The organism is Vibrio sp. M60_M70, assembly GCF_037162085.1.
Taxonomy (GTDB): Bacteria; Pseudomonadota; Gammaproteobacteria; order Enterobacterales; family Vibrionaceae; genus Vibrio; species Vibrio diabolicus.
In genome coordinates this window covers 1,310,724-1,336,669 of record NZ_JARLUL010000001.1, presented here as the reverse complement: position 1 = coordinate 1,336,669, position 25,946 = coordinate 1,310,724, and the positions used below count along the sequence as shown (strand labels likewise).

Genomic DNA, 25,946 nt, shown 5'->3' with positions numbered 1-25,946 from the left:
GTCCCATTTCATATTCTAAGAGCAGCCATAAAATGGCTGCTTTTTTTATGCCTCCTAATCCATATCAAAGCAGGCAGGATGTCTGTTTCGCACGTTTCGGTTAGCAAAATCGTTTACAACGACAACCTCTTTCCCTCTTTACGCCCTCAACGCCACGTCTACGACGCGGGTTCAGTCTTCCAAATCAACATATCGAAGTTGCTTGAGGACAATAATTTTCAATTACTTGAAAGAATATCGTCAAACAAGCGGTCCGCTCTTGTATACCTAAAACGACACCAGAATTGTCCTTTCTTCGTTTTGCTTCACATTGAGAATAATTCTTTGAATCAATGAGTGATTCCGTTTGGGATTGGCATTGATAATAGAGAGAGATGGATTACTATCCTTGTAACAAAGCGGAGCGACTTGTTTAGACGTCAATAACGCCGGAAACGAGAATAAAAAGACATAACACGGAATAGATATGAAAAAGCTACTCAGTACCGTTGGCATTTTAGCCACCACTTTCGCGACATCTTCTTTTGCCAACTCATCGGTTGCTAGTGAATGGCAAAAAATCGAACAACAAGCCGACGGACAATCCGTCTACTTTCATGCTTGGGGCGGAAGCCAAGAAATTAATCGCTACATCCAGTGGGCGAGTAGAGAGCTAAAATCGCGTTATAACGTGACGCTAAACCACGTTAAAGTCACCGATATTTCTGAGACCACCACTCGACTTATCGCAGAAAAAGCCGCAGGTAAAAACAGCGGTGGCAGTGTTGATATGGTTTGGATCAATGGCGAAAACTTCAAATCAATGAAGGATAACCAATTGCTGTTTGGTCCTTTTGTTGAAGGTTTGCCAAGCTGGCAATACGTCGATAAATCATTGCCAATTGATGTGGATTTTTCAGAGCCGACTGAAGGTTTGGAAGCACCTTGGGGTGCGGGGCAATTAGTGTTTATCCATGATGAGCAAACCCTGCATAACCCTCCTCGATCATTTGCTGAAATGCTGAGTTACGCAAAGGCGTTTCCAAATCGCCTAACTTACCCTCGCCCACCAGAGTTTCATGGCACAAGCTTTATTAAAGCATTACTCATTGAACTGTCTAACAACGCCCCTGCTCTGCAACAACCAGTTACCGATGACACGTTTGAACAAGTTACTCAACCGCTATGGGCTTACCTAGATGAGTTCCATAAAGTCGCTTGGCGCGGTGGTAAACAGTTTCCAGGCGGTACAGCAGAAACCCTTCAACTACTGGATGATGGTCAGACTGACCTGGCAATTACCTTTAACCCGAACGCGGTTTTCTCTGCGCAGTCGAGCGGTAATCTTGCAGAAAGCACCAAAGCGTATGCGATGGACGCAGGTGCACTCTCAAACATTCACTTCTTAGCGATTCCTTGGAACGCAAATGCCAGTGCCGGTGCGCAAGTTGCGATAAACTTTTTATTGAGCCCTGAAGCACAATCTCGCAAAGGTAACCTTAACATCTGGGGCGATCCTTCAGTGCTAAGCAGCCAATACCTAACCGGTTCGGCTAAAAATACTCAACAATTCAAATCTATCGCTGAGCCGCATCCAAGCTGGCAATCTGCCTTAGAAAAAGAATGGTTGAAACGCTACGGAAATTAATAAGAGCCCATGTTAAGAGCGCTATATTTAGTCATTATCGCAGTTTGTATTTTGCCTACCATTCCGGGACTACTCGGAGTGGTGGTCTCTGCGCTCGGTTATGTGCCTCCTATCGGCTTGCACCACTTTTCTTTAGATGGCTTTAACGCTGTTTTTGATTGGGAGGGTGTTTGGACATCCATCGGGCTTACTTTCTACTCTGCCATTTTCAGTAGCTACTTGGCTTGCTTGATCACATTTGCGATTTTGCAAGCATCGTGGGGCAGCAAGTTTTGGCGAAAAATTGAAGTAAGCCTCTCGCCACTTCTTGCCATGCCGCACGTAGCGTTTGCGATTGGCTTTGCGTTCTTGTTTGCCCCAACTGGTATGGGCGTTAGGGTTCTCAACCAACTGTTTGGTTACGATCCCAATGCGCAAACGGTGAATGACTTAGCATTGCTGATTAAAGATCCGCATGCACTCGGTTTGATCATCATGCTTGCGATTAAAGAAGTGCCGTTTTTATTGTTGATGAGTATTCCAATTCTTCAGCAATTGAAAGTCGATAAGATTGAAAAAGTCAGTCATTCGATGGGCTACAGTTCGGCGCAAGCGTGGTGGAAATGCGTGTTCCCACAGTGGATAGCAAAACTGCGCTTTCCAATGCTGGCGGTATTGGCTTACAGCTTGTCGGTTGTCGATGTTGCATTGATTATTGGCCCTACCAACCCACCAACGTTTGCGGTTTTAGTGTGGCAGTGGTTTAACGACCCTGATTTATCGATACTACCAAGAGCTGCCGCAGGCGCGGTAGTGTTGTTTGCGATCGCTAGCCTTTTGATTGGATTTGCACGCTTGATAGAATGGTGTATCACCAAAGGCTTCAAACGCTGGCAGTACTCTGGTCGAAACGGGTTTCGTTTACCCGGTAAGACCCTGTTTTCACTGATTGCGCTACTCGCACTTCTAATGATTCCACTCATGGTGGTATGGAGCTTTGCTCAACGCTGGCGCTTTCCAGATTTACTACCGAGCCGCTATAGCCTGCGTTTTTGGGAATACGAATGGCACAGCATTCTTGGCACGCTGGAACAGAGCATGCTGATTGCCGTTATCAGCGCGACCGTCGCTCTAGCTCTTGCCTTGATCGCACATGAGTATCGCCTTCGTTATCGCTGGCAGGTGCCCGGTTACATCATCGCCATCCCAATGCTGATTCCTCAGCTATCCGTGCTATTCGGTATGCAAGTAGTGACGCTGTACTTAAACAGTAACGCGTATTTCTTTTGGGTATGCTGGGCGCATGTGTTCTTCTCATTCCCATTTATTTACCTCTCGCTAGACGGGCCGTGGCGCAGCTTCGATAACGGCTTAACTCGCGTCGCACTCAGCTTGGGTAAATCACCGATGCAAGCTTGGTTAAAAGTGAAACTGCCAATCCTCCTACCTGCGATTGCATTCGCATGGGCGGTCGGTATTAGCGTAAGTCTGGCGCAATACCTACCGACACTGGTGCTAGGTGCTGGGCGCATTAGCACCATCACAACCGAAGCCGTTGCGCTATCCAGTGGTTTTGACCGACGTGTCACCGCGATTTACGCCATTTGGCAAGCTCTGCTGCCATTCTTGTTCTTCTCTTTTGCGATACTACTAAGCCGCTTACACGTGAAGTATCGCCGCTTGTCTATAAAAGGTTTACTACTGAATGAGTCTTTGTCTCGAAAACCTCGCCATCCGTAAAACCAATGGCGACACGCTTTTCTCAGCGTTCAACATGACTGTAGAGAAAGGTGAAATTGTTACTCTGATGGGACCAAGCGGTTGTGGTAAATCCACTTTGTTGGATGCCATTGCTGGACACCTCTCCGCCGAGTTCAAATACTCTGGCTCCATTACGCTTGATAACGAACAGTTGGATGCCCTCCCTGCACATAAGCGTCAGGTTGGTATTCTGTTCCAAGAAGATTTGCTCTTCCCTCACTTAACGGTGTGGGAGAATCTTGCATTCGCGCTACCAAACTCAATCAAAGGTGAGGAGCGTAAAGCACACGCCATGCAAGCACTGAAGAACATTGCATTGACCAAACTTGCCGAATCCTTCCCAGATCAAATCTCCGGAGGACAACGCGCCCGTATCTCATTGACTCGTATGCTGCTGGCAAAGCCGAAAGTTGCGCTACTTGATGAACCCTATAGCAAGTTGGATAAAGACCTGCGTGTACAATTTCGCAATTGGGTAGTCGAACAATTACAGCAAGCGAACATCCCTACTTTGATGGTAACGCACGATGAGGATGATATTCCTGATGGCAGCCGCTGCCTAAACTGGCCATGGGAGACAAACCATGCTTGATAGCCTGAGTATAAAGCTCATCCGCAAACCGCTGGCACTCAGTGCGACATACCTCAACAAATGTGGCATCACCGCAAATCAAACGACAGTATTTGGCTTTGTGCTTGGCTGCTTTGCCCTACCGGCTTTGATCGCCGAACAGTACTTGTTGGCGTTGCTGTTTATTTTGCTGAACAGAATCTGTGATGGATTAGACGGCGCACTGGCGAGGATTCAAGGCATTACCGATGCCGGAGGCTTTCTCGATATCAGCTTGGATTTTCTGTTCTATTCCTTGATTCCTTTTGGTTTTGTGTTGGCAACCCCAGAACAAAATGCCATTGCAGGGGCATTTTTGATTTTTTCCTTCGTCGGCACTGGGAGTAGCTTTTTGGCTTTTGCCATCATGGCAGGAAAACAAGGCATCGATAATCCGGTATATAAACACAAATCTCTCTACTACATGAGCGGCTTAACCGAAGGCACTGAAACCATTGGTTGTTTGGTGCTATTTTGTTTGCTACCGCAACACTTTGCCGTCATTGCTTATATCTTTGGTGCAGCATGTTGGTTTACCACATTCACACGTATTTACTCTGGGTTTCATACGCTTAAAGGCCATTAAACCACTTAGAAGTTCACGTTTTCTTGAGAGAACAGCCGCTAAGTCACTGTTTTATAAAACACTAAAGCACACATTAAATTGGGGTATATACTCTTTGGATGGAGAGAAATCATTCGGAGGCTATATGAAAAAATACGTCAAGCTAGGTATGCTGCTCATCATGTCTTGTATTGTTATGCTTAGCGGCTGTACCTCACCTAACCCGTACGGAGATGCATACGGCTCTTCAGACACGCGCAAAGTTCAGCAGGTTTACTACGGAACGATAGAAAAAGTTGAACCAGTAACCATTGATGCCTCTACCCAATCCAACGCCATAGGCACAATCGCTGGTGCCGCCGTGGGTGGTATATTAGGCTCAAAAGTCGGGGGCGGCTCTGGCTCGGATATCGCAGCCATTGGTGGGGGTCTGCTGGGTGGTTATGCCGGCAGTAAAGCCGCTGAAGCAACCGCGAAACGAAATGGTGTGAATCTTACTATTCGCTTAGAGGATGGAAAAATAATCTCTGTCGTTCAAGAAGCAAACCCAAACATGATTTTTCAGCCAGGCCAAGCCGTTCAAATCAACATGTCTGGCAATGAAGCAAGGGTTGTTCCTCGCTAATTTGAACACGGTTACTCCTTTCCATTGGTCTGCTGTTTTGGTTCAAAGAGCTTAATCCGCGCAAGCGTACGTTGCTTACTCATCGGCTTGCGCGATTCTATTTGTATCAAGTTTGATCGTCGTCAATGGAACATCAATCTCCCACACCTTTCGATGTTCAAATGACATCAAATTGCTAGCATGAGCCCATTCCAGATAACTTTGGGCTTGTTATGACACCGACTGTTGACCACGTACTCCTTAATATCGCGCTAAACCTCAGCTCTAATCGCTCTCACGAGCAGCAATATCAAAACCTCATTGATGGGGTCGCGCAAGTATTCCCATGTGATGCGAGCTGCCTGTTTATCTTCGATGAGGATGGGTTTCTGACTCCTGTCGCGGTAAAAGGCTTATCCAGCTCGGTCTTAGGTCGTCGCTATTTCCCCAAAGCACATCCACGCTTAGATGCCATTATTCATAGCCGTGAACCGGTGCGTTTCGATGCCGATTGTTCACTGCCTGATCCTTTTGACGGCACACTATTAACCGAAGACCAGTGCATTGATGTACACGATTGCATGGGCTTTAGCTTGTATGTGGAAGGCCAACTTGTTGGCGCACTAACGATGGATGCCCTAACGGTGGGCGCGTTTGATGACATTGACCCTGTCGCTATCGAAACCTTGGCGGCTTTGACCGCTGCGACATTGCGTAACATTGCTCAATTAAAAGCGCTCAAAGCACAAAACCAAAAGCAGAAAAGCGTCACTCAAACCCTTATCCAACAAGCCCGTTCCCAACATGGCGAAATGGTAGGCTTGAGCCAGCAGATCAACCAGTTACGAAACAACATTGCGACCGTTGCTCAATCGGATTACGCGGTACTTATCACAGGAGAGACCGGTACTGGTAAAGAACTGGTCGCGCACTCGGTGCACGCGCAATCTCATCGTAGCGATAAGCCGATGATCTACGTAAACTGTGCAGCCCTGCCTGAAGGGTTGGCAGAGAGTGAACTGTTTGGTCATGTCAAAGGCGCATTCACTGGAGCCAATAGCCACCGCGCCGGTAAGTTTGAACTGGCAGACGGCGGAACTATCTTCCTCGATGAAGTGGGCGAACTGCCTTTGATTTTACAGGCAAAATTGCTGCGCGTAATTCAGCAAGGCGAGCTACAACGAGTAGGTAGCGATCAGCATTTGATGGTCAATGTGCGCATCATCGCCGCGACCAATCGACAATTAGAAAAAGAGGTCGAAGCTGGCACGTTTCGAGCAGACCTTTTCCACCGTTTGAACGTGTTCCCAATCCAAGTCCCCCACTGCGTGCCCGTGACGGTGATATTCCTGTTTTAGCAGGATATTTGTTGGAAAAAGTACGCCAACAATTCAATGCACCCAATCTGCACGTTCATCCTAAGGTGTTGACTCAACTGGAGCCTTTACCTTGGTACGGAAACGTGCGCGAGCTCGAACACACTTTAACTCGCGCGGCTTTACACGCCATTCAACAAGGCGCAAGCACGATCATGCTTAACCATTTCGACACCTCATTGGCTATCGATGATGTAAAAAACACATCGCATTATCTGCCTAAAGAAAGCCAACCAATGCGAGAGCTAATAGAAAGCTATCAGCGTGATTTAATTGAACATGCTTTGAGCCAAACTGGTGGCGTTTGGGCAAAAGCAGCGGAGTTTTTACAAATGGATCGCGGGAACTTATATCGGATGGGTAAAAAGCTCGGGATCAATAAATAACTAACCACAAGAAGTCGATGTAATTAAGACATCAACTGCGTTGTCTTAATTACATCAACCACTCATCTAAAAACGATAAAATTAAATATAAATCAATAAGATAACAATTGGCACGCATTCTGCTCTCTAGTGGTCAACATCACGACTATTAAAACAATCACTGGAGAACCCAATATGTTCTGTATTCAATGTGAACAGACAATTCAAACCCCTGCTGTTAAAGGTTGTTCTTTTGCACAAGGCATGTGTGGCAAAACTTCTGAAGTATCAGACCTACAAGACGTGTTGGTTTACACACTGCAAGGGGTTTCTTTTTGGGCATCAAAAGCACTTGAATTCAATATCATTAACGATGAAATCAACCAATGGGCACCCAAGGCATTTTTCTCTACATTGACGAACGTTAACTTCGACCCTGAACGTACCCTGGAGTTAACTTCTCAAGCTGCAACGTATAAAGCATTGCTAAAAGAGCAAGTGATGTCGGCAGCAACGCTTGCCGATACCGAAGTCGCTGACATTCCTGCGGTTGCTCACTTTGAGCTGCCAAACAGTGCAGAAGCAATCCTGGCATTTGCTCCTCAAGTCGCGGTTAACCGTGGTAAAGACCAACTGCATGAAGATGTTATTGGCCTACGCCTACTTTGCCTATACGGACTTAAAGGTGCAGCCGCGTACATGGAGCACGCACGTGTTCTTGAGCAAACCAACAACGATATCTATGCCGAATACCATGAAATCATGGCGTGGTTAGGTACTGATCCTGAAGATCTCGGTGAACTACTTGATTGCTCAATGCGCATTGGCCTGATGAACTATAAAGTGATGGAAATGCTCGACCAAGGTGAAACAACGACCTTCGGTCATCCAGAACCAACTACGGTGAACGTCAAGCCAGTAAAAGGCAAGTGTATTCTTGTTTCTGGCCATGATTTGCACGACCTAGAAAAAATCCTGCAACAGACTGAAGGCAAAGGCATTAACGTTTACACCAACGGTGAAATGCTGCCTGCACACGGCTACCCTGAGCTGAAGAAATACTCTCATCTTGTCGGTAACTACGGCAGCGCATGGCAAAACCAGCAGAAAGAATTCGCCAACTTCCCTGGTGCAATCGTAATGACGTCAAACTGTTTGTTGAATCCAAATGTGGGTCAATACGCAGACCGTCTATTCACCCGCAGTATTGTTGGCTGGCCTGGAGTGGCTCACATCGAAGGCAATGACTTTAGCCAAGTGATTGAATGTGCGCTAGCGCAAGACGGTTTCCAACACGATGAAATCGAACACCACATCACGGTTGGTTTTGGTCGCAATGCACTGATGAACGCCGCCCCTGCGGTTATCGACCAAGTGAAGCAAGGCAACATCAAACACTTCTTCCTAGTCGGCGGTTGTGATGGTGATAAAGCGGAACGCAGTTACTACACCGATTTTACGGCTGAAGCGCCAGAAGACACGCTAATCCTGACCTTGGCGTGTGGTAAGTTCCGCTTCAACAAGAATACGTTCGGCGATATCAACGGCATCCCTCGCCTATTGGATGTGGGCCAATGTAACGATGCTTACTCAGCAATCCAGCTTGCACTTGCACTGGCGAAAGAGTTTGACTGTGACATCAATGAGCTACCACTCACGCTTGTGCTTTCTTGGTTCGAGCAAAAAGCGATCGTTATCTTGCTAACGCTATTTGCATTGGGCGTGAAAGGCATTTACACAGGCCCTACTGCACCGGCATTCCTAACGCCAAACCTAATCGCCATCATCCAAGAGAAGTTCGATATGCGCAGTATTGGCAATGTTCAGGATGATCTAAAAGCCATCCTAGCAGCTTAATAAACCTGCTTGTTACGCGCCTCCTTACGTGGAGGCGCTCTCTATTTCGAACTAAAAATAGCCACAACCAAAGAGATTGTTATGTTTTTTGAATGGCAAGGTAACCAACCCGTCACGCTCCGTTGCATCGACAAATACTTCGAAACACACGACACAGTCAGCATCAAATTGGCCGAACTAACCGAATCACTTCTGTTTCAGTTTAAGCCTGGCCAGTTTATTAACTTGGGCGTCGAAATTGATGGAAAAATGGAGTTTCGTGCCTATTCAATCAGCTCGATCAATGAAGACGATCACCTTCAACTCACCATCAAACGAGTATCTGGCGGTAAAGTATCGAACTACATCGTTGACTCGCTGCTGCTTGGTGATACCGTTCAAGCATTACCACCAGCGGGCGAATTTAACTGCATTGACCATCCACCCGTTTTACGTGATGGCGAAACAAAAGCCTTGCTTATCAGTGCAGGTTGCGGCGTCACGCCCGTATTTTCGATGGCAAAGCACTGGCTGAGTAATCAAGATGAAAACGACAACGATGTGGACATCGCATTTCTTCATATCGCACGCAGCCCAGAAGAGACGATTTACTACGATCAGCTAGAAACGTTCGACGCTGTGTATCCCAACTTCCATTTAAAGCTGTTGCTTAAAAACCGCGAAGGAACGTCACACCCACAAGGTCGTTTGAATGCCAACTGGCTTAAAGAGCTTGTTCCTGATTTCAAGCAACGCACCGTTTACCTGTGTGGTCCAAGTCAGTTCATGCAAGATGTTCACGGCTATTTGAATGACCTTGGTTTTGACATGACGAACTTCTACCAAGAGAGTTTTACGCCTGCGACTGGCGCAGAAACATCGGTCTCCGATGAAGTTGTTCGTGTTTCTGTTCCTGACTTTGCTCAAACCATCGATGCGCAAAAAGGTCAGGTACTGGCCGATGTGCTTGAAGGCGCAGGTTTACCATTAATCGTCGCTTGTCGTAGCGGCATTTGTGGCTCGTGCAAATGCAAGGTTCGTCAAGGCAACGTCTCTTCCACCAGCCTAGAAACACTAACGCCAGAAGAAATTGAACAAGGCTATGTGCTCGCCTGCTCATCAACCATCGAAGCGGATCTTGAAGTGCAGCTTGGTTAGTTTTCCAAATACAAAAAAGCGCCGCGATACGTCTGTTTAGATGTTTCGCGGCGCTTTTTGTTTAATTTTTCTTCTATTGCGACAGAGAGTTTTTAGCTGAATAACAACACTTTCAATGCAGCTTCGCTGTCTACGTCCATAAACTCTGGTGGGTTATCCAGACGCTCACGGTATGTCAACTCTGGCGCTTCTTCTTTCATGCTTTCAATCAAGAAGTCGCTTGTCACAGATGGCGAGTTCACACATGCCACCACTTGACCGCCGTCTGCCAACAAATCCGGCAGTCGACGTAGAATCTTTTTGTAATCTTTCGTCAGCGCAAAGCTGCCTTTCTGGAATGAAGGCGGATCGATGATAATCAAGTCATACTGACCAGATTTTTTAATCTTACCCCACGATTTAAAGATATCGTGCCCCATAAAGCTTACCTGGTTGATGTTATGACCATTTAGCTTGTGGTTCTCACGACCTTTAGACAGCGACGCTTTTGCCATGTCGACGTTAACCACTTTATCTGCGCCCCCCGCAATGGCAGCGACAGAAAAGCCACACGTGTAAGCAAACAAGTTAAGCACGTTTTTATGCTTCGCATTTTCCCGTACCCAATCACGACCGTAGCGCATGTCCAAAAACAGACCGAAGTTTTGGTTGCGGCCAATATCCAATTGGTATTTCAAACCGCTTTCTTCAACGACAGGGCGAGCGTCTAATTCACCGACAAGCACTTCTGAAGGCGCACCATCGGCATAACGGTGCTGAAGAACCATAGTGCGACCTTGCTTGTCTGCCCACAGTTGTGATTGTGCCAACACATTGAGGCCGCTTTTCAGCTCAGCGAGAAACGCGTCGTCGACTTCTTTAAACAAGTTGATAATCAACTGACCTTGTAACCAATCACAGGTGATTTGCTCTAGGCCCTCAAAACGACGGCCACGACCATGAAACAGTCGACGAATTTCGTTAGGAGCTTGCGCGAGCTCGGTTTCTAGATGCTGAAAGAACAGCGGAAGTTGTGATGCTTGCATCGAGTTCTCTTATTAGTTTTCTTTGTGACGGTTATTTGATCGTAGGCCAGTTAAGTTCCCAAGGGGAAAGCCAAGTATCCAAACCCTGAGAGACGGTCTCACTGTGCCATTTTTTACCAAGCATTTTGTGTTCTCGTGGGTCGCAAACAAAGCGATATTGCTCATCTCGGTATTGGAAGCAAAGTGAAAATGCATGCAGATAACCGCGATCAGCCTCATTGCCTGCATTGTAAATCGGGTCACCAACAATACCTGAGCCAACCGATTTTAATGCCACGCGGATTTGATGCGTTTTACCAGTGTGTGGCTTACATAAAAATAGGCGCTCTCCGGGCTCTGCCGCAAGAGAGAAAAACTGGGTGACGGCTGGGTTATTTTTGCTGTTGACCAACTTCCATGATGAACGGCGCGAACGCTCCATATCACCAACGACCAAACCTTGTTTCTTTTTCGGCTTTTTAGAGCCAATCGCCAGATAGAACTTTTCCACTTGGCGGTCAGCGAAGGCTTGCGATAACGCACTGGCCGCTTTGGCGTTGCGTCCGAGGAGCAGAATACCCGATGTCATTTTATCCAAGCGATGGATAAGATAGAGCTGCTCATCACCACTCTGCTTAGCCACTTCTTGCAGCAGCATTGTGTCGCCATCGTCTTTATGAACAGAGACGTTGGGATGCTTATTGATGATCAGAAAATCGGGATGGGTATGTAGAATATCGAACATAAAAAACTGGCTCCACGTTTGGAGCCAGCAGTATACATAAGTTATCGGACAAAGCTATCGAGGCTTGCCCCAAGGCCTGAGCTAGAGCTTTCTAGAGAAAATACCAGCAAGACCAATGATTGCGATACCCAGCAGCATGATTTCACCTTTGCCACTGTCAAAGCCAGACTTAATCCCCATGAAGGCAACAATAGCAATCGCAACAGGAATCAGGTATTTAACTAAGTTGTACCACAATCCAAATAGCGGGAAAGATACTTCGCCGTCATTAGTGATCTCTTTTTCTAGCTCAGCACGGCTTAGGCGCCATCCTGCAAAGATACAAACCAACATACCACCAACCGCTAAGAAGATTTTGTCCGTTAGCAAGTCGAAGATATCAAAGGCACCTGTACCAAACAGCGTTGGTCCCATTCCACCTAACGATAGTGACGCAAAAATACATAATGCCGCCATAACTGCACTTGCAGACAGAACAGCGTTAGAGCGCTTCATGCCTTTCTCATCGATTAGGTAAGACACGACAACTTCCAATAGTGATACTGAAGAAGTTAATGCCGCCACCGTCAAGCCGATGAAAAATAGCAACGCGAATAGCAACCCAATCACACCGCCCATTTCAGCAAATAGTTGAGGAACGACAACGAATACAAGACCAGGGCCTGCCGCAGGCTCCATGCCAAAGGCAAACATAGCTGGGAACATAGCAACACCAGCAAGAATCGCGACACCAGTATCCATCGCTGTAACCATGCCGGTTGTTTGAACTAGGTTCTCTTTCTTCTTCAGGTAAGAACCGTACGTCATCATACAACCCATACCTAAGCTAAGTGAGAAGAACGCCTGCCCTAGTGCAGCAAGAACCACGTTGCTGTCGACTTTAGAAAAGTCCGGCATGAATAAGAACTCAAGGCCAGCCATTGCACCTGGCAGCATCAAGCCTTTAACAGAAACAACGATTAGGATTAAGAACAGAAGCGGCATCAGAACCTTACCGGCTTTCTCAATACCACCCGAAATCCCTTTCATCACAATCATGACGTTAAGGAACAGGTAAACACCCATCCACATTAAAGGTTGAATCGGATCTGAGATGAAACCGCCAAAGCTGTCGCCAATTGCTTCTGGCGCGCTGAGTAGACCACCGCCCACTTTAAAGATGTAGGCCAATGCCCAACCACCAACCACTGGGTAGAAGCCCATGATCAAAAGACCACTGAAGACTCCCATAACGCCAGTGAACGTCCAGCGTCGGTCAGTTGTTTTGAATGCACCTACGGCAGAAAGACCTGTCTTACGACCAATAGCGAACTCTGTCAGCATCACGCTAAAGCCGATAAAAATAACAAAGATAAGGTAGATAGCAACGAATGCACCGCCGCCACTCTCACCCGCTGTGTAAGGGAATTTCCATATATTGCCTAAACCGACAGCGGAACCCGCTGCTGCCATTACGAAGCCTAGTTTAGACCCCACGTATCACGTGGTGCTGCTGTATTAGTTGTAGCCACGCTTTTTCTCCAAAATTAGTTTGTTGTGTATGCATAGAGATAGGCGTCTAAAAAGTTTATGTAAAAATTATTGTACACTTATAAAATAAGCGTTCGACGCACTATGTCTAGAAAGTAAAGCAGCTCCCCTTTAAAATTGGAACCCCAAAAAAGTACATTTATCGCACAAGTGTCGAGTTACGCAGGTTAAATGCTGCTTTTTTGTTCAAAAGTTAAAGAATGGCCTTATTTTTCACATTAAAATAACAGAATCAGCTGTTATGAAATTCGTTCCTCATATAAGGTCAATCCCACGTCTAAATGGGAAATCTATTCCCCCAACCCACTTTTATGCTTAATATCCTAGAAGGGCATATTACTCTGAGCGTATATGGACAAGTTTTATCACTTTCTTACTTTAGCTGGCATCGGGCTATATTGGTTACTGGTCGCAGGTGTGACCATTCGTGTCGTTTTAAAGCGCCGTGCAGTGAGCGTGTCTTTAGCTTGGCTAATGATCATTTATATCCTTCCCGTTCTGGGTGTCGCGTGTTATTTCCTCTTCGGTGAACTGAACTTAGGCAGAAAACGGGCCGAACGTGCGAAAGAGATGTTTACACCATTCGAGAAGTGGTTCAGTCAGTTGAACGACTGTAACGCGCACAACCCAGAAACGATGGGAAGGCACATCTACCGAATTGATGAACTTTGTAACAACCGCCTTGGTCTTCCCGCATTGAGCGGTAATACATTGTCGCTGCAACAGTCACCTAATGAGATTTTGCATTCCATTATTGAAGACATCGAAAACGCGCAGAGCAGTATTCGAATGGTATTCTACATTTGGCATCCAGGTGGTTTGGCTGACTCTATCGCTTCTGCACTTATCCAAGCGGCTAAACGCGGCGTAGATGTCAAACTATTGCTCGATTCAGCAGGTAGTCCACGTTTTTTCAGAAGTCCTTGGTATCGAATGATGCAGGATGCTGGAATTGAAGTTATTCAAGCGCTAGAAGTGAAGATGTGGCGTATTTTCTTACGTCGTCTTGATCTTCGCCAGCATCGCAAGATCATCGTAATTGATGATGAAATTGCTTATACAGGTTCAATGAACTTGGTTGACCCGGCTTACTTCAAACAAAACAGTGGCGTCGGGCATTGGGTGGACATCATGGTTCGCATTACGGGACCAACGGTAAACGTATTGAGTGCTATCCACTGTTGGGATTGGGAAGTCGAAACTGGCGAACGTCATTTACCGAGACTACCTGAATGCAAGATCGATGAGAGTGAATTCCAACACCCTATTCAGGTTGTGCCTTCTGGCCCTGGTATGCCGGAATATCTGATCTATCAAGTATTAACATTGGCAATCAACCAAGCCAATCGCTCGGTACGAATTACAACGCCATATTTCGTGCCCAATGCAGACTTACTTGAAACGTTAAAGATGACAGCACAACGAGGCATTGATGTTGAACTCATTATTCCACATAAAAATGACTCGATGATGGTGCAATGGGCGTCACGCGCGTTTTATAGTGAGCTTTTGTGTGCAGGGGTCAAGATTTATGAGTTTTATGGTGGTTTGCTGCATACAAAATCTGTCGTAATTGACGACCAATTCTGTTTAGTTGGCACCGTAAACATGGATATGCGCAGCTTGTGGCTGAACTTCGAAGTGACCCTCGCTGTTGATGACGAAGAGTTCACCAAGCAAATGTCTTGGTTACAAGATAGCTATATTAAGCAATCTCACACTGTTGTATTGGAAGAATGGGAGAAAAGAAGCCTATTTTCTCGATTCTTAGAGCGAGTGTTCTATCTCTTCAATCCACTCCTCTAATACCTCAAATACACCGACTAAAAAACCTCCAGCGCTTCAAACATCTTGCTGGAGGTTTGTTCTACTTACGTTTTCCACCTTAGCGATACACTCTAAGACTACAACTCAACCTTTCAGCTTTGACGCCTTCACTCGATAATCTCGGCTATTATTGGGTGATAGTTGACTTTTCCCTTGCAAACGTTATGTCGTCCATGTTTTAAATAATCAAAATCGTAATATTTAAGACAGGGAACTTTTATGTCAGAGGGCAAAAAAACCAAGCTCATTACCGCTGGCCGCGATAAAAAGTGGACAAACGGTGTTGTAAACCCACCCGTTCAACGCGCTTCAACCGTGGTATTCAACACGGTTGCAGAGAAGAACCAAGCCACCATGAACCGCACCAATAAAACATTATTTTATGGTCGCCGTGGCACCAACACGCACTTCGCTTTTCAAGATGCAATGGTTGAGATTGAAGGTGGATCAGGTTGTGCTCTCTACCCTTGTGGCACGGCAGCAATTTCAAATGCGATTCTCTCTTTCGTCGAAACTGGCGATCACATTCTGATGGTGGACACTTGTTACGAACCAACTCGTGATTTTTGTAATACCATCATGAAGAAAATGGGCATCGAAACTACCTATTATGATCCGATGATCGGCGAAGGTATTCGTGATTTGATTCAACCAAATACCAAAGTCCTTTTCCTAGAATCTCCGGGGTCAGTCACAATGGAGGTGCAGGATGTACCAACATTGGCGCGCATTGCTCACGAGCACGATATTATTGTGATGCTTGATAACACATGGGGAGCTGGCGTGAACTTCTCACCATTTGAACATGGTGTCGATATTTCCATTCAAGCCGCCACCAAATACATAGTTGGTCACTCTGATGTAATGTTAGGTACAGCCGTAGCTTCCGAAAAATACTGGCCCCAACTGCGCGAACAAAGCTACTTGATGGGTCAGTGCGTTTCTCCTGACGACGCATACCTAGGCCTTCGTGGTATTCGCACGCTGGATGTTCGCCTAAGACAACACGCAGAAAGTAGCTTGAAAGTCGCGAAGTGGCTAGCTTCTCGTCCGGAAGTTGATCATGTCCGCCACCCAGCATTGGAATCGTGCCCTGGCCATGAGTTTTTCAAACGTGACTTCACTGGTGGAAACGGCTTGTTTTCATTTGTTCTCAAAACGTCTTATCCAAAAGCGACGACTGCTCTGCTTGACGGTATGAAACACTTCAGTATGGGTTATTCTTGGGGCGGGTATGAAAGCCTCATTCTTGCTAACGAACCAAAGAGCTTTAACAGCTTGAGAACCGTAGCGCACCCACACTTTGAGGGCACTTTAGTTCGAATTCATATTGGCTTAGAAGACGTGGATGACTTGATCGCCGATCTAGAGGCTGGTTTTGCACGCTATAACGCGTTAATTTTAGAAAAAGAAGTCTCTCTAAAATAGTAATTGAATCGCCCTGCTTCGCGGGGCGTTTTTATAACTCGCTGACTTAATTAAAATTATCTAACATTCTCACCAGCTATTCGTTAATGTTAATCATTTGTGTTGTTTTTCAATTGAGCAGTCACAGAATGAAATAATGTGCCACAAATAGACTTTCCAAATTTAGAGTTTCTCTCCTACTTTTTATCATTCATAAGAGGTCATACCACAAGGAGATAGTTTTGAAACTCAAATTCATAGCGCTAATGCTTTTTACCTTAATTACCGTCCCAATAACCACCGTACACGCCGCAACGGGTTATACCCAAACCAAGTATCCGATTGTTCTGGTTCATGGATTATTTGGTTTTGATACCCTCGCAGGCGTAGATTACTTTTTCGGAATACCACATTCCTTAACGAAAGACGGCGCTAAAGTTTATGTAGCGCAGGTATCCGCGACCAACAGCAGCGAAGTTCGAGGGGAGCAGCTGCTTGCTCAAGTAGAAACCTTACTTGCTGCAACAGGCGCAGAGAAAGTCAATCTCATCGGTCACAGTCATGGTGGTCCAACAACGCGCTACGTCGCCTCTGTCCGTCCTGACCTAGTCGCATCAGTTACGAGTATCGGTGGCGTTAATAAAGGGTCTAAAGTGGCAGATTTAGTTCGTGGCACCGTATCTGAGGGTTCTGGTAGCGAGCAGCTCGCGGTAAAACTGGCGCAAGGCTTAACCACTCTTATTAATCTTCTATCAGGCGGTTCTGATCTCGACCAAGACCCTTTGGCCTCATTAGCAGCCTTGACCACGGAAGGATCATTAGCGTTTAACCAGCACTACCCAGAGGGAGTGCCTACTAGCGAATGTGGTAATGGCGACTTGCTAGCTTCAAATGGCGTTTATTACTACTCATGGACCGGATCATCCACTTTTACAAACGTTTTCGATCCGACTGACGCTGCCATGATGGTACTTGGCTTAGCCTTTGATGGGCCAAATGATGGATTAGTTGGTGCGTGCAGCACACATTTAGGCAAAGTCATACGTGATGATTATCAAATGAACCATTTGGATGAAATTAACGGCCTACTCGGTATTCATCATCTTTTTGAAACCGATCCAGTCACGCTTTATCGCCAACATGCAAATCGTCTCAAACTTCAAGGTTTATAAGAGGTCATCACAATGAAGAAAGTCGCTCTCACCACTTTTATCCTGCTCTCGATATTTGGCGTGGGAGCGCTTTCTCTGTTGCAAAGCGACAAACAACAAGAGATAGCCTCTAACCATTCGCCATCTCAGCAAGATATAGCCGCGGATGTCTCTTCCCCAAAAGACTTCTTCGAATATTCTCTTAGCCGGCTGGGCGAAGAAGATCTCGATACGATCAAAGCGGAAGTCAATGATGACACTTTAGCAAAGCAAACACTGAATATTGATGCTCAACTTTTTCAGACCTACCTTTCCTACAAGCAAGCACTCTCTGCATTAGAGCCTTTTGAGCACAACCACCTAACGCTTGAACAGTTAACCATGCTGAATGAAGCAATACTGAACTTACAGCTTCAATACTTTAGCGAGGTCCAGATAGCTCAATTGTTTGACGAAGAAAACCGACTTCGCCAACTTGCATTGGAAAAGCTGACGATTAAAAAACAGGCATCGGATATCGAGAGTCAAACACACCTTCTCAATCAAGCGCTATCAGAACAACCAGATTATATCCGAGAAAGTGAACGCAATAACGCATTAGCGGAGCAACTCGAGCAAGCTTCTCAGCTTGATTCACAAGATAAGTACATCGCCCGTGTTGCACTGGTGGGAGACGCTGGAGCGCAAAGGCTGCAAAAGCTTGATGAGCAAAGAGCATCATTTGAGACTCAACTCGCCACTTACTTAAAACAGCGTCAAGATATTCTGAATAGGGATTCTCTAGGGCAAGATGAAAAACAGGCAGAAATCATTGCTTTAAGAAAACAAAGCTTCGATGCAGCTCAATGGCGTCGAATCGAAGCTTTGGAACGTATCCATGATAGCCAGAATTAACGATATAAACAGAACAAGCCAAACGTTACTTATTCTGCTTTTTAGGACATCCAACGATATGGTCATCCACCATGCCAACGGCTTGCATGAAAGCATAACAGATGGTTTCACCGACAAACTTGAAGCCTTTCTTTTTAAGGAATTTACTCATGGCTTTGGATTGCTCTGTCGAAGCTGGCACGTCACTCATATGTTGCCATTGATTAATGATTGGTTCGCCGTCCACGAACTGCCACAACGCGTCTGATAAACTTCCGTATTCAGCAATTAACGCTTTGGCCGCTTTGGCATTACTGAAAACCGAGTTAATCTTTCCGCGATGCCTTACAACATCGAAGTTTTCCACGATGTATTCAGCACGTTCTTCATTTCTTTGTTCCAACGCATCTAGGTCGTAGTTCTCGAACGCTTCTCTATATCCTTCGCGCTTTTTAAGAATGGTAATCCAACTAAGCCCAGCTTGCGCACCTTCCAACGTAATAAATTCAAACAGGGTTTGGTCGTCATATACTGGCACGCCCCATTCGGAATCATGATATTCGCGCTCCAATGGGTGATTCATCGCCCACGCACACGTTTTTTGTTCTGTCATTATTCTTCCTTAAAAAGCGCCTCTAACTGATGAGCTAGAGGCGCGATACTTTTCATCGTTATATCAGTAGCACTAAGCCTGTTTCGGTACTGCCACTTTATGGAATAAACGATACAACACTGGCACGACAATCAGTGTCAGGACTGTCGCAAAGCCCAAACCAAACATAATCGTAACCGCCATTGGTTTGAAGAAAATATCTGGTAATAGTGGGATCATACCAAGGATCGTCGTGATTGCAGCCATACACACAGGACGAACACGGCTTACCGCAGCATCAACGACCGCATCATAAGCCTCTTTACCCGATTTCATTTCTATTTCAATTTGGTCCAGTAATACGATGCCATTTTTGAGCACCATTCCCGATAAGCTTAAGAAGCCGAGCAATGCCATAAAACCAAACGGCGTGTTGAGTGCCAACAAACCGGTGGTGACACCAATTAACGCCAGCGGCACGGTAAGCCAAACAATGAGTGGCTCTTTGATAGAGTTAAATAGGAATACAGTGATCAAGAACATGAACAAGTACCCCATTGGCATGGTAGTAAACAGCGATTCTTGAGCATCACCTGAAGATTCGTATTCACCACCCCACTCTAGTGAATAGCCAGGAGGCATTTGAATCGCTTCGATTTGGGGCTGTAAACGTTTTTGCAACGTCGATGCGGTTTCTTCACCTAGAAGATCAGGGTCTGCCATCACAGTGAGCATACGCTTACGGTTCTTACGTACGATGATAGGATCCTCCCAACGCATGTCGTAACCCATTGTGACTTGTTGAAGTGGGATAAACTCACTCTGTGCTGGACTCCATATTTTCATGCCTTCAATGTTACGAATATCAATGCGTTCATCTTCAGGTAAACGAGCCACGATAGGCATGAGCGTCGTGCCGTCTCGGTAGAGGCCTATTGTCATTCCAGAGAATGACATGGACAAGAAGTCATCGACGTCCGATTTGGTAATGCCATAGCGACGTGCCTGACTCTCGTTAAACTGAGGTTCAAGAACTTGGGTTCGTTCACGCCAATCATGCCTGATATTTGTTGCCTGAGGATCGGCGTACATGATGTCCTTGACCTGAGCGGCTATCGTACGAAGGACGGTTGGATCAGAGCCAATAATGCGCGCTTCAATTTTTGCACCACCACCTGGACCTAACTCAATCTGTTTGAGCTTGTAATTGATTTCTGGGTAGTTGGCTTTTAAATACTCTCGAAACTTCGCCATTAATGGTTTCAACGCTTCGTAATTTTCCATACGAGTGGTTATCTCACCATAAGCCGCATAACTTTTCTCGGGCGCGTACGTTAACATGAAGCGCTGTAAGCCTTTACCCGCGGTCGTCGTGATATGGTCAACATGCTCTTGCTTGGTTAACCAACGTTCTAGCTCTTTAAGCGTTGTGTTGGTGGCGCGAATATCAGTTCCTTCCGGCATCCATACATCTAACTGAAAAATAGGCGTTGTCGACGATGGGAAAAACGCTTGCTTCACAAAGGTGAACCCATAAACACTTGCCGCTAATCCCGCAATCAGCACCACAACGGTAAACCAAGCACGGCGCATACAGAACTGGAGAAATTTTTTATAAATAACGAAAATAACCCCGTTATATGGATCATTTTCTTCCCCTTCACCTTGTTTAATCTTCTGGCCTTTAAAGAAGATGTCAGCGAAGAACGGTGTCAACGAGATAGCGGTAAACCAACTCAACATCAATGAGATCAGCAGAACCGTAAACAAAGTGCCACAGTATTCACCCGTCGAATCCTCAGACAGCCCAATAGGCGCAAATGCAGTTACCGCGATCACAGTTGCCCCAAGTAATGGCCACTTGGTTTGGGTAACGATATCAGTCGCCGCTTGGAGTCGAGTTCGTCCTTTTTGAGTACCAATCAAAATCCCTTCAACCACGACAATCGCATTATCCACCAACATACCTAACGCGATAACCAAGGCACCTAATGAAATCCGCTGCAAATCTATCGCGAGATACTTCATGAAAATGAACGTACCCAACACCGTCAGCAGTAAAATCAAACCGATAAGCAGACCTGAACGTAGCCCCATAAAGAACAGAAGTACGATAATGACGATACCGACGGCTTGAGCCAAGCTGACAACAAAACCGCTAACCGATTTATCCACCTCTTTAGGCTGACTGTAAATTTCCGAGATTTCGATACCGACAGGTTGTTGGTACTTTAGCTCTGCAAGGCGATGATCAAACGCTTTTCCGACTTCAACGACATTGACGCCTTCAGCAAAAGAAACACCCACGTTTAGTGCGAGGCTGCCGTTAAAATTAATAATATTATTCGGGACTTCTACATAACCACGTTTTATTTCCGCTACATCTTTCAAGAAGATGAGCCCCTGAGCTCCCGACTCAGTAATCAACAAATCGCCTAGCTCATCCACACTCTGGAATTCGCCAGTCGGCTGAATTCTGATGTACTCGTCACCAATTCTGATCGCCCCTGCGTCAGAAACCACGTTTTGCGTCGAGAGAAGATTAAAGACCGTATCGGGGGAAAGTCCTATACTGCTCAGCTTTTTCATCGATACTTCGATGAAAACTTGCTCTTGCTGTTGCCCGGATACCGAAACTTTACTCACGCCATCAACCAGTTCGAGCTCTCGGCGTAAGTAATCAACGTAATCCAGTAGCTCTTTGTAGCTATAACCGTCGCCAGTCACCGCTAACAAAATCCCGTAAACATCACCAAAATCATCGATCACTTGAGGTTCATTCACACCCGGAGGCAACGTCCCTTTAAGGTCATTCACTTTACGGCGTAACTCATCCCAGATTTGTGGCAGATCATCAGGGCCATAATTGTTCTTCATCGTGACTGTGATTTGCGATAATCCTCGGCTAGAAATCGAATTCACTTCATCAACATAAGTAAGCTGCTGAATCGCTTTTTCGATCGGATAAGTCACTTCTTCTTCGACTTGTTGCGGCGTCGCACCAGGATAAGAGGTCACCACCATGGCATCTTTGATGGTAAAAGCAGGGTCTTCAAGACGCCCTAACCCAAAGAATGCAGCGATACCACCAATCAAAAAGATCAGTGCGACCATCCAGCTGATGACACGATTTCGGATGAAGTACGCAGCAATACCGGTCACATCATCATCACTTTGAGGCACTGATTTATTAAGATCGCTCATAGACCGGCCTCCTGCGTAGCCATTTCCTGTATCACTTCCACTTTCATGCCATCCCTTAACCGAGAAACACCGGCAATCACAACTTTGTCTTTCAGCATGAGACCATCAAGGATTTGAATGGATGTTTTAGATGCTTTACCTGCTCGAACCTGTCTGCGCGATACCGTATTGTCATCATTCAGTACCCAAACAAATTTGTTTTCCCGCCCCAGCTCGTCACCGTCCGCATTGAAAATGGCTTCAATAGGAACATTAATTCCTAAATTGAGATCCAAGCCAACGTTCTTATCTTTGGAGGTCACCTCAACTGCCATCCCATCTAGGATGTATTCTTCTTCCGGCATAGGAAGCGATAATGTGACGGTAAACGTGCCTGTGGTTGGGTCTGGCTCAGTCGTAAATTCTTTCACGGTCGCGTTGTACTCGTTACCACTAGGGACGCGCACCAATGCTTTTATCGCGGTAAGTCTTTCTTCCGTTGGCGGTTGGTTCACATAGAGCCGGTCTGGAAGTTGAATCAGCACCTCTACTCGCTCCAAACTATGAATATTGACGATATGCTGTCCGACTTGGACATTTTCGAATTGCTCGATATTAACTCGAGAAATGATCCCATCCACAGGCGCTTTTAAGGTAGTAAATGATAAACGGAGTTTCGCTAACTTAAGCTCAGCCAGAGCGATTTGTCGTTGTGCTGCAATTTCATCAAACTGAGACTTAGCTAATAGGCCTTTATCAACCAAAGGACGTGAACGGCGATACTGACTGTCAACAACAGAAAAACGCGCACTCGCATTATCTACATCCAACTCATAGTCCGTAGGGTCCAACGTTGCGATAACATCACCCTTCGTGACTTTATCGCCCTCTTTTACCATGATGCGGCTGACTTCTCCTGCCACTCTGAAGCTCAAATGAGAGCGATCCGCTGCATTCGCAACCGCTGGGAAGTACAAGTTGTCATCCACCTTGTTTCCCGCTAATGACGTAACCCTAACTCGTGGCGTTTCGAGCTCTTTTTCTGGCGCCTTATCCCCACAGCCAACGAGAAAAAGCGTTGCAAGTAAAGTCGCTAGAGAGATGATTCCTTTCATATTACAACCCTCTTTCCTTAATCCACGCTCTTACCTTAATTCCGGGTTCAATTACACTGACACCCGAGATAATGATTTGGTCGCCATCGTTAAGCCCAGCTAACACTTGATTTTTGTCATTCATCTTAATTGCGGCTTTGGACACAATACCTTGCTCATCGACACGCCAAACGTATGTTTTGCCGTTCTCTTCTAGCAGCGCGGAATTAGGAATTTTTGTTGCACCAGCATTTTTAGATAGGAGGTAAGCATTACCAGACATGCCCGGTAAAAGGCCTATTTCTGCTGGTCGCTCCATAACCATAGTGACTTTGTAACTACCGGTTTTAGGATCTGCTTCTGTATCGATTTCTTGAAAGGTCAAGTCAAATGACTGCTCGGGGAAAGCGTCAAAGACCATTCTGGCAGAGACATCGCTACCCTGGGTGTAACGATTTAGCAGATAGTCAGGGACTTGGAATATCACCTTAAGAAGTTGGTTAGATTGAATATTCATCACGCCTTCTTTTGCGGCAACATACTCATGGTTTTCTGCTGGAATATATGAAATCGTACCATCATATGGCGCGACAAGTTTGGTATACCTTAAATTTGCCTTTGCTTGATTCCACTGAGCTTTGGCTGAATTGTGATTCGCTTTTGCCTCATCAAAATCTTGTTCGGACACCACTTGGTCTTTGCGTAACTTTTGGTATCGCTTGTACTGCACGTCTGCGAGCGCGAAATTTGCCCGAGCTTGCTGTTCAAGCAGAGCATATTCATCAGGGTTTAATGAAGCCAATACATCGCCTTTGCTGACGACTTGACCTTCATTCACCTCAATCGTTTGAAGAAGTCCAGGAACTCGAAACGTCAGTACCGCTTTATCACCAGCTTCCGTCGTGGCAGGAAAGTGTCGTTCAAATTGGGCATTGCCAACAGATACTGTAAATAGCTTTGCGGGGCGGGATTCAGGTTCTGGAACAGGGGGAAGTTCTTTACCACACCCCGACAACACAGCCGAGATGGCGACAGGAATGAGCAATCTTCTCATTACATTCATCCATAAAAAATTAAGGGATTATTTTTAAAGTAGATGAATTCTGGGCGAACTTCCAGAGTTGAAAAGATTAATAGTGCTTTAAAATTAGTAATTTGTGACAAAAAAGCAGGCTTTGCACCTGCTTCGTTTAAATCTTCTTTGGATGCGGAGTGTTTAGAGCTTACTGAACTCCCGATTCACCCTATATGTATCAGACGTAACATACGCTTCCATGTTACGGATTTTGCCATCAAGACGGTCAAAATCGCGTTCCAACACACTGAGCAATTGGTCCGGACTTTGTCCTTTCTGCCAAGGCTTACTTTTAAGTGTGTGCTCTTGTTGCGCTCGGATATTTTCAGAATACGTCACTGGTTGCTTTTCTAACATAAACGCCATCGCGACGTATGCTAACAGCACCAAAAACGTACCACCCAACAGCGCTGCAGAAATCACTACAATACGAATCAACCAAACTTCTGCACCAAAGTAGTTGGCAATTCCGGCACAAACACCGGAGATTTTGCCATTTACTGGGTCACGATACAGCTCTCGATTAGTCATACTTGCGTCTCCATGTTGGTGACTCAGCATCCAAGATGCGCTCCAATGTATCAACTCGGGACTGCATCGCTTCCGCTTTTTCAGATAGTACTTGAAGACGCTCCAGATCCTGGCTCGACAGAGCACTATCCGTTTTGCGTTTACTGCGATAGTGTAAGAAGAGCCATAGAGGAGCGACAAAGATCAGAAAGACAATTGCTGGTCCTGCAAATAAAAATGTCGACATAAATGGCTCCTCTCTTATTTATCTTGTGATGACATCTGTTCTTTCAGTTTTGCCAACTCTTTTTCGATTTCGTCTTGAGCTTGAAGCTCTGCAAACTCTTGCTCTAGCGATTTTGCATTACCAGTTTGTGCGTACAAATCTGCTTCCGCTTCCATTTCATCCACTTTACGCGAGTACTGCTCAAACTTCGCCATCGCTTCATTAGTACGGCTAGTGTGCAGGTGTTTTTGCACATCACGACGGTTAGAGGCTGTTTGGTTACGAATTGCTAGTGCTTGCTGTTTTGCACGCGTTTCTGCAATTTTACTTTCTAACTTACCGATCTCGCCTGTAAGCTTGTCGATCGTTTCTTCTACTAACGTCTGTTCAGTGTGAAGACCTTTAATCACTTGCTCAAGCTTTTGCTTTTCAATTAACGCTGCACGAGCCAAATCTTCACGCTGTTTTACCAACGCTAGGCTCGCTTTTTGGCTCCATTCGCCAATTTGCTCTTCTAACGTTTCAACTTTACGAGCCAACTCTTTTTTGTCTGCAATCGCTTTAGCCGAGTTAGTACGCACTTCAACAAGTGTGTCTTCCATTTCTTGAATGATAAGACGGATCATTTTTTCAGGATCTTCCGCCTTGTCCAGCAATGCACTGATGTTTGAGTTAACGATATCTGCAAATCGAGAAAAAATACCCATAACGGAACTCCTCTTTTTTCCTATTAAAACTCGACAAGGTGGTGATTGACCTTGTGTCTCCCTGAATACATTACAAGTAGCATGCCAACTTAAAATTACATTTAAAATCAGAAACTTATGCATTTTGTTGTCGTTGTGCAC

General features: G+C 45.7%; 20 protein-coding genes and 2 pseudogenes. 12 read left to right on the top strand and 10 right to left on the bottom strand.

Features of this window, described 5'->3' with window-relative positions; translation table 11 throughout:
• Nucleotides 1-466: 466 nt before the first annotated feature.
• The 8 genes and pseudogenes from P4S59_RS06250 (at nucleotide 467) to P4S59_RS06215 (ending at nucleotide 9,881) form a co-directional block, all read left to right on the top strand.
• Complete coding sequence (locus P4S59_RS06250) at nucleotides 467-1,627, top strand: ABC transporter substrate-binding protein (protein WP_337168104.1); 1,161 nt, start codon at nucleotides 467-469, stop codon at nucleotides 1,625-1,627.
• A gap of 9 nt (nucleotides 1,628-1,636) precedes the next feature.
• A complete protein-coding gene (locus tag P4S59_RS06245; protein WP_337168103.1) occupies nucleotides 1,637-3,346 on the top strand; it encodes an ABC transporter permease in 1,710 nt (569 codons plus the stop codon).
• The gene (locus P4S59_RS06240; RefSeq protein WP_337168102.1) at nucleotides 3,312-3,959 is read left to right on the top strand and encodes an ATP-binding cassette domain-containing protein; all 648 of its coding nucleotides are present in this window, start codon (nucleotides 3,312-3,314) and stop codon (nucleotides 3,957-3,959) included. Before P4S59_RS06245 ends, P4S59_RS06240 begins: the two co-directional genes overlap by 35 nt.
• Complete coding sequence (locus P4S59_RS06235) at nucleotides 3,952-4,563, top strand: CDP-alcohol phosphatidyltransferase family protein (RefSeq protein ID WP_337168101.1); 612 nt, start codon at nucleotides 3,952-3,954, stop codon at nucleotides 4,561-4,563. The genes P4S59_RS06240 and P4S59_RS06235 overlap by 8 nt, the downstream gene beginning before the upstream one ends.
• 124 nt (nucleotides 4,564-4,687) lie before the next feature.
• On the top strand, nucleotides 4,688-5,167 hold the full coding sequence (locus P4S59_RS06230) for a glycine zipper 2TM domain-containing protein (RefSeq protein ID WP_005393265.1): 480 nt from the start codon (nucleotides 4,688-4,690) through the stop codon (nucleotides 5,165-5,167).
• Between the two features lie 212 nt (nucleotides 5,168-5,379).
• Nucleotides 5,380-6,908: pseudogene (gene norR, locus P4S59_RS06225) on the top strand (nitric oxide reductase transcriptional regulator NorR).
• A 174-nt stretch (nucleotides 6,909-7,082) separates the two neighbouring features.
• Nucleotides 7,083-8,744, top strand: a complete 1,662-nt coding sequence (hcp, locus tag P4S59_RS06220) for a hydroxylamine reductase (RefSeq protein WP_337168100.1) — start codon at nucleotides 7,083-7,085, stop codon at nucleotides 8,742-8,744.
• Nucleotides 8,745-8,825: 81 nt separating this feature from the next.
• Nucleotides 8,826-9,881 carry a hybrid-cluster NAD(P)-dependent oxidoreductase gene (locus tag P4S59_RS06215; RefSeq protein ID WP_337168099.1) on the top strand — a complete coding sequence of 352 codons (1,056 nt, stop codon included), beginning with the start codon at nucleotides 8,826-8,828 and terminating at the stop codon, nucleotides 9,879-9,881.
• Between the two features lie 92 nt (nucleotides 9,882-9,973).
• Here the strand turns inward: P4S59_RS06215 and P4S59_RS06210 are convergent, their stop codons facing one another.
• From P4S59_RS06210 to P4S59_RS06200, 3 genes and pseudogenes are all read right to left on the bottom strand, one after another.
• Nucleotides 9,974-10,906 (bottom strand): class I SAM-dependent methyltransferase, encoded by a 933-nt coding sequence (locus P4S59_RS06210; protein WP_337168098.1) that lies wholly within the window; start codon nucleotides 10,904-10,906, stop codon nucleotides 9,974-9,976.
• Between the two features lie 31 nt (nucleotides 10,907-10,937).
• Entirely contained in the window at nucleotides 10,938-11,630 is a 693-nt protein-coding gene (locus P4S59_RS06205; protein ID WP_104974250.1) for a TIGR01621 family pseudouridine synthase, read from the bottom strand.
• Nucleotides 11,631-11,711: 81 nt separating this feature from the next.
• Nucleotides 11,712-13,141, bottom strand: a pseudogene (locus P4S59_RS06200) (sodium-dependent transporter).
• A 370-nt stretch (nucleotides 13,142-13,511) separates the two neighbouring features.
• Here P4S59_RS06200 and cls point away from each other — a divergent pair.
• From cls to P4S59_RS06180, 4 genes are all read left to right on the top strand, one after another.
• Entirely contained in the window at nucleotides 13,512-14,966 is a 1,455-nt protein-coding gene (cls, locus tag P4S59_RS06195; RefSeq protein ID WP_337168097.1) for a cardiolipin synthase, read from the top strand.
• A 240-nt stretch (nucleotides 14,967-15,206) separates the two neighbouring features.
• Nucleotides 15,207-16,415 (top strand): cystathionine beta-lyase, encoded by a 1,209-nt coding sequence (locus tag P4S59_RS06190; RefSeq protein WP_085343097.1) that lies wholly within the window; start codon nucleotides 15,207-15,209, stop codon nucleotides 16,413-16,415.
• A gap of 221 nt (nucleotides 16,416-16,636) precedes the next feature.
• Nucleotides 16,637-17,566: an esterase/lipase family protein gene (locus tag P4S59_RS06185; RefSeq protein ID WP_005393281.1), complete on the top strand. Its 930-nt coding sequence runs from the start codon at nucleotides 16,637-16,639 to the stop codon at nucleotides 17,564-17,566.
• Between the two features lie 12 nt (nucleotides 17,567-17,578).
• On the top strand, nucleotides 17,579-18,439 hold the full coding sequence (locus P4S59_RS06180; protein WP_337168096.1) for a lipase secretion chaperone: 861 nt from the start codon (nucleotides 17,579-17,581) through the stop codon (nucleotides 18,437-18,439).
• A gap of 25 nt (nucleotides 18,440-18,464) precedes the next feature.
• Here P4S59_RS06180 and P4S59_RS06175 read toward each other — a convergent pair whose 3' ends face one another.
• The 7 genes from P4S59_RS06175 to pspA form a co-directional block, all read right to left on the bottom strand.
• Nucleotides 18,465-19,031: a DNA-3-methyladenine glycosylase I gene (locus tag P4S59_RS06175; RefSeq protein WP_182033833.1), complete on the bottom strand. Its 567-nt coding sequence runs from the start codon at nucleotides 19,029-19,031 to the stop codon at nucleotides 18,465-18,467.
• Between the two features lie 72 nt (nucleotides 19,032-19,103).
• Complete coding sequence (gene vmeI / locus P4S59_RS06170; protein WP_337168095.1) at nucleotides 19,104-22,214, bottom strand: efflux RND transporter permease subunit VmeI; 3,111 nt, start codon at nucleotides 22,212-22,214, stop codon at nucleotides 19,104-19,106.
• On the bottom strand, nucleotides 22,211-23,308 hold the full coding sequence (locus P4S59_RS06165; RefSeq protein WP_281189385.1) for an efflux RND transporter periplasmic adaptor subunit: 1,098 nt from the start codon (nucleotides 23,306-23,308) through the stop codon (nucleotides 22,211-22,213). The genes vmeI and P4S59_RS06165 overlap by 4 nt, the downstream gene beginning before the upstream one ends.
• Nucleotide 23,309: 1 nt before the next feature.
• Nucleotides 23,310-24,341 (bottom strand): efflux RND transporter periplasmic adaptor subunit, encoded by a 1,032-nt coding sequence (locus P4S59_RS06160; RefSeq protein ID WP_301581541.1) that lies wholly within the window; start codon nucleotides 24,339-24,341, stop codon nucleotides 23,310-23,312.
• Between the two features lie 162 nt (nucleotides 24,342-24,503).
• On the bottom strand, nucleotides 24,504-24,893 hold the full coding sequence (gene pspC / locus P4S59_RS06155) for an envelope stress response membrane protein PspC (RefSeq protein WP_012841944.1): 390 nt from the start codon (nucleotides 24,891-24,893) through the stop codon (nucleotides 24,504-24,506).
• Nucleotides 24,886-25,119, bottom strand: a complete 234-nt coding sequence (pspB, locus tag P4S59_RS06150) for an envelope stress response membrane protein PspB (protein ID WP_046874790.1) — start codon at nucleotides 25,117-25,119, stop codon at nucleotides 24,886-24,888. Before pspB ends, pspC begins: the two co-directional genes overlap by 8 nt.
• A 14-nt stretch (nucleotides 25,120-25,133) precedes the next feature.
• Nucleotides 25,134-25,805 (bottom strand): phage shock protein PspA, encoded by a 672-nt coding sequence (gene pspA, locus P4S59_RS06145; RefSeq protein WP_145532260.1) that lies wholly within the window; start codon nucleotides 25,803-25,805, stop codon nucleotides 25,134-25,136.
• Nucleotides 25,806-25,946 lie beyond the last annotated feature (141 nt).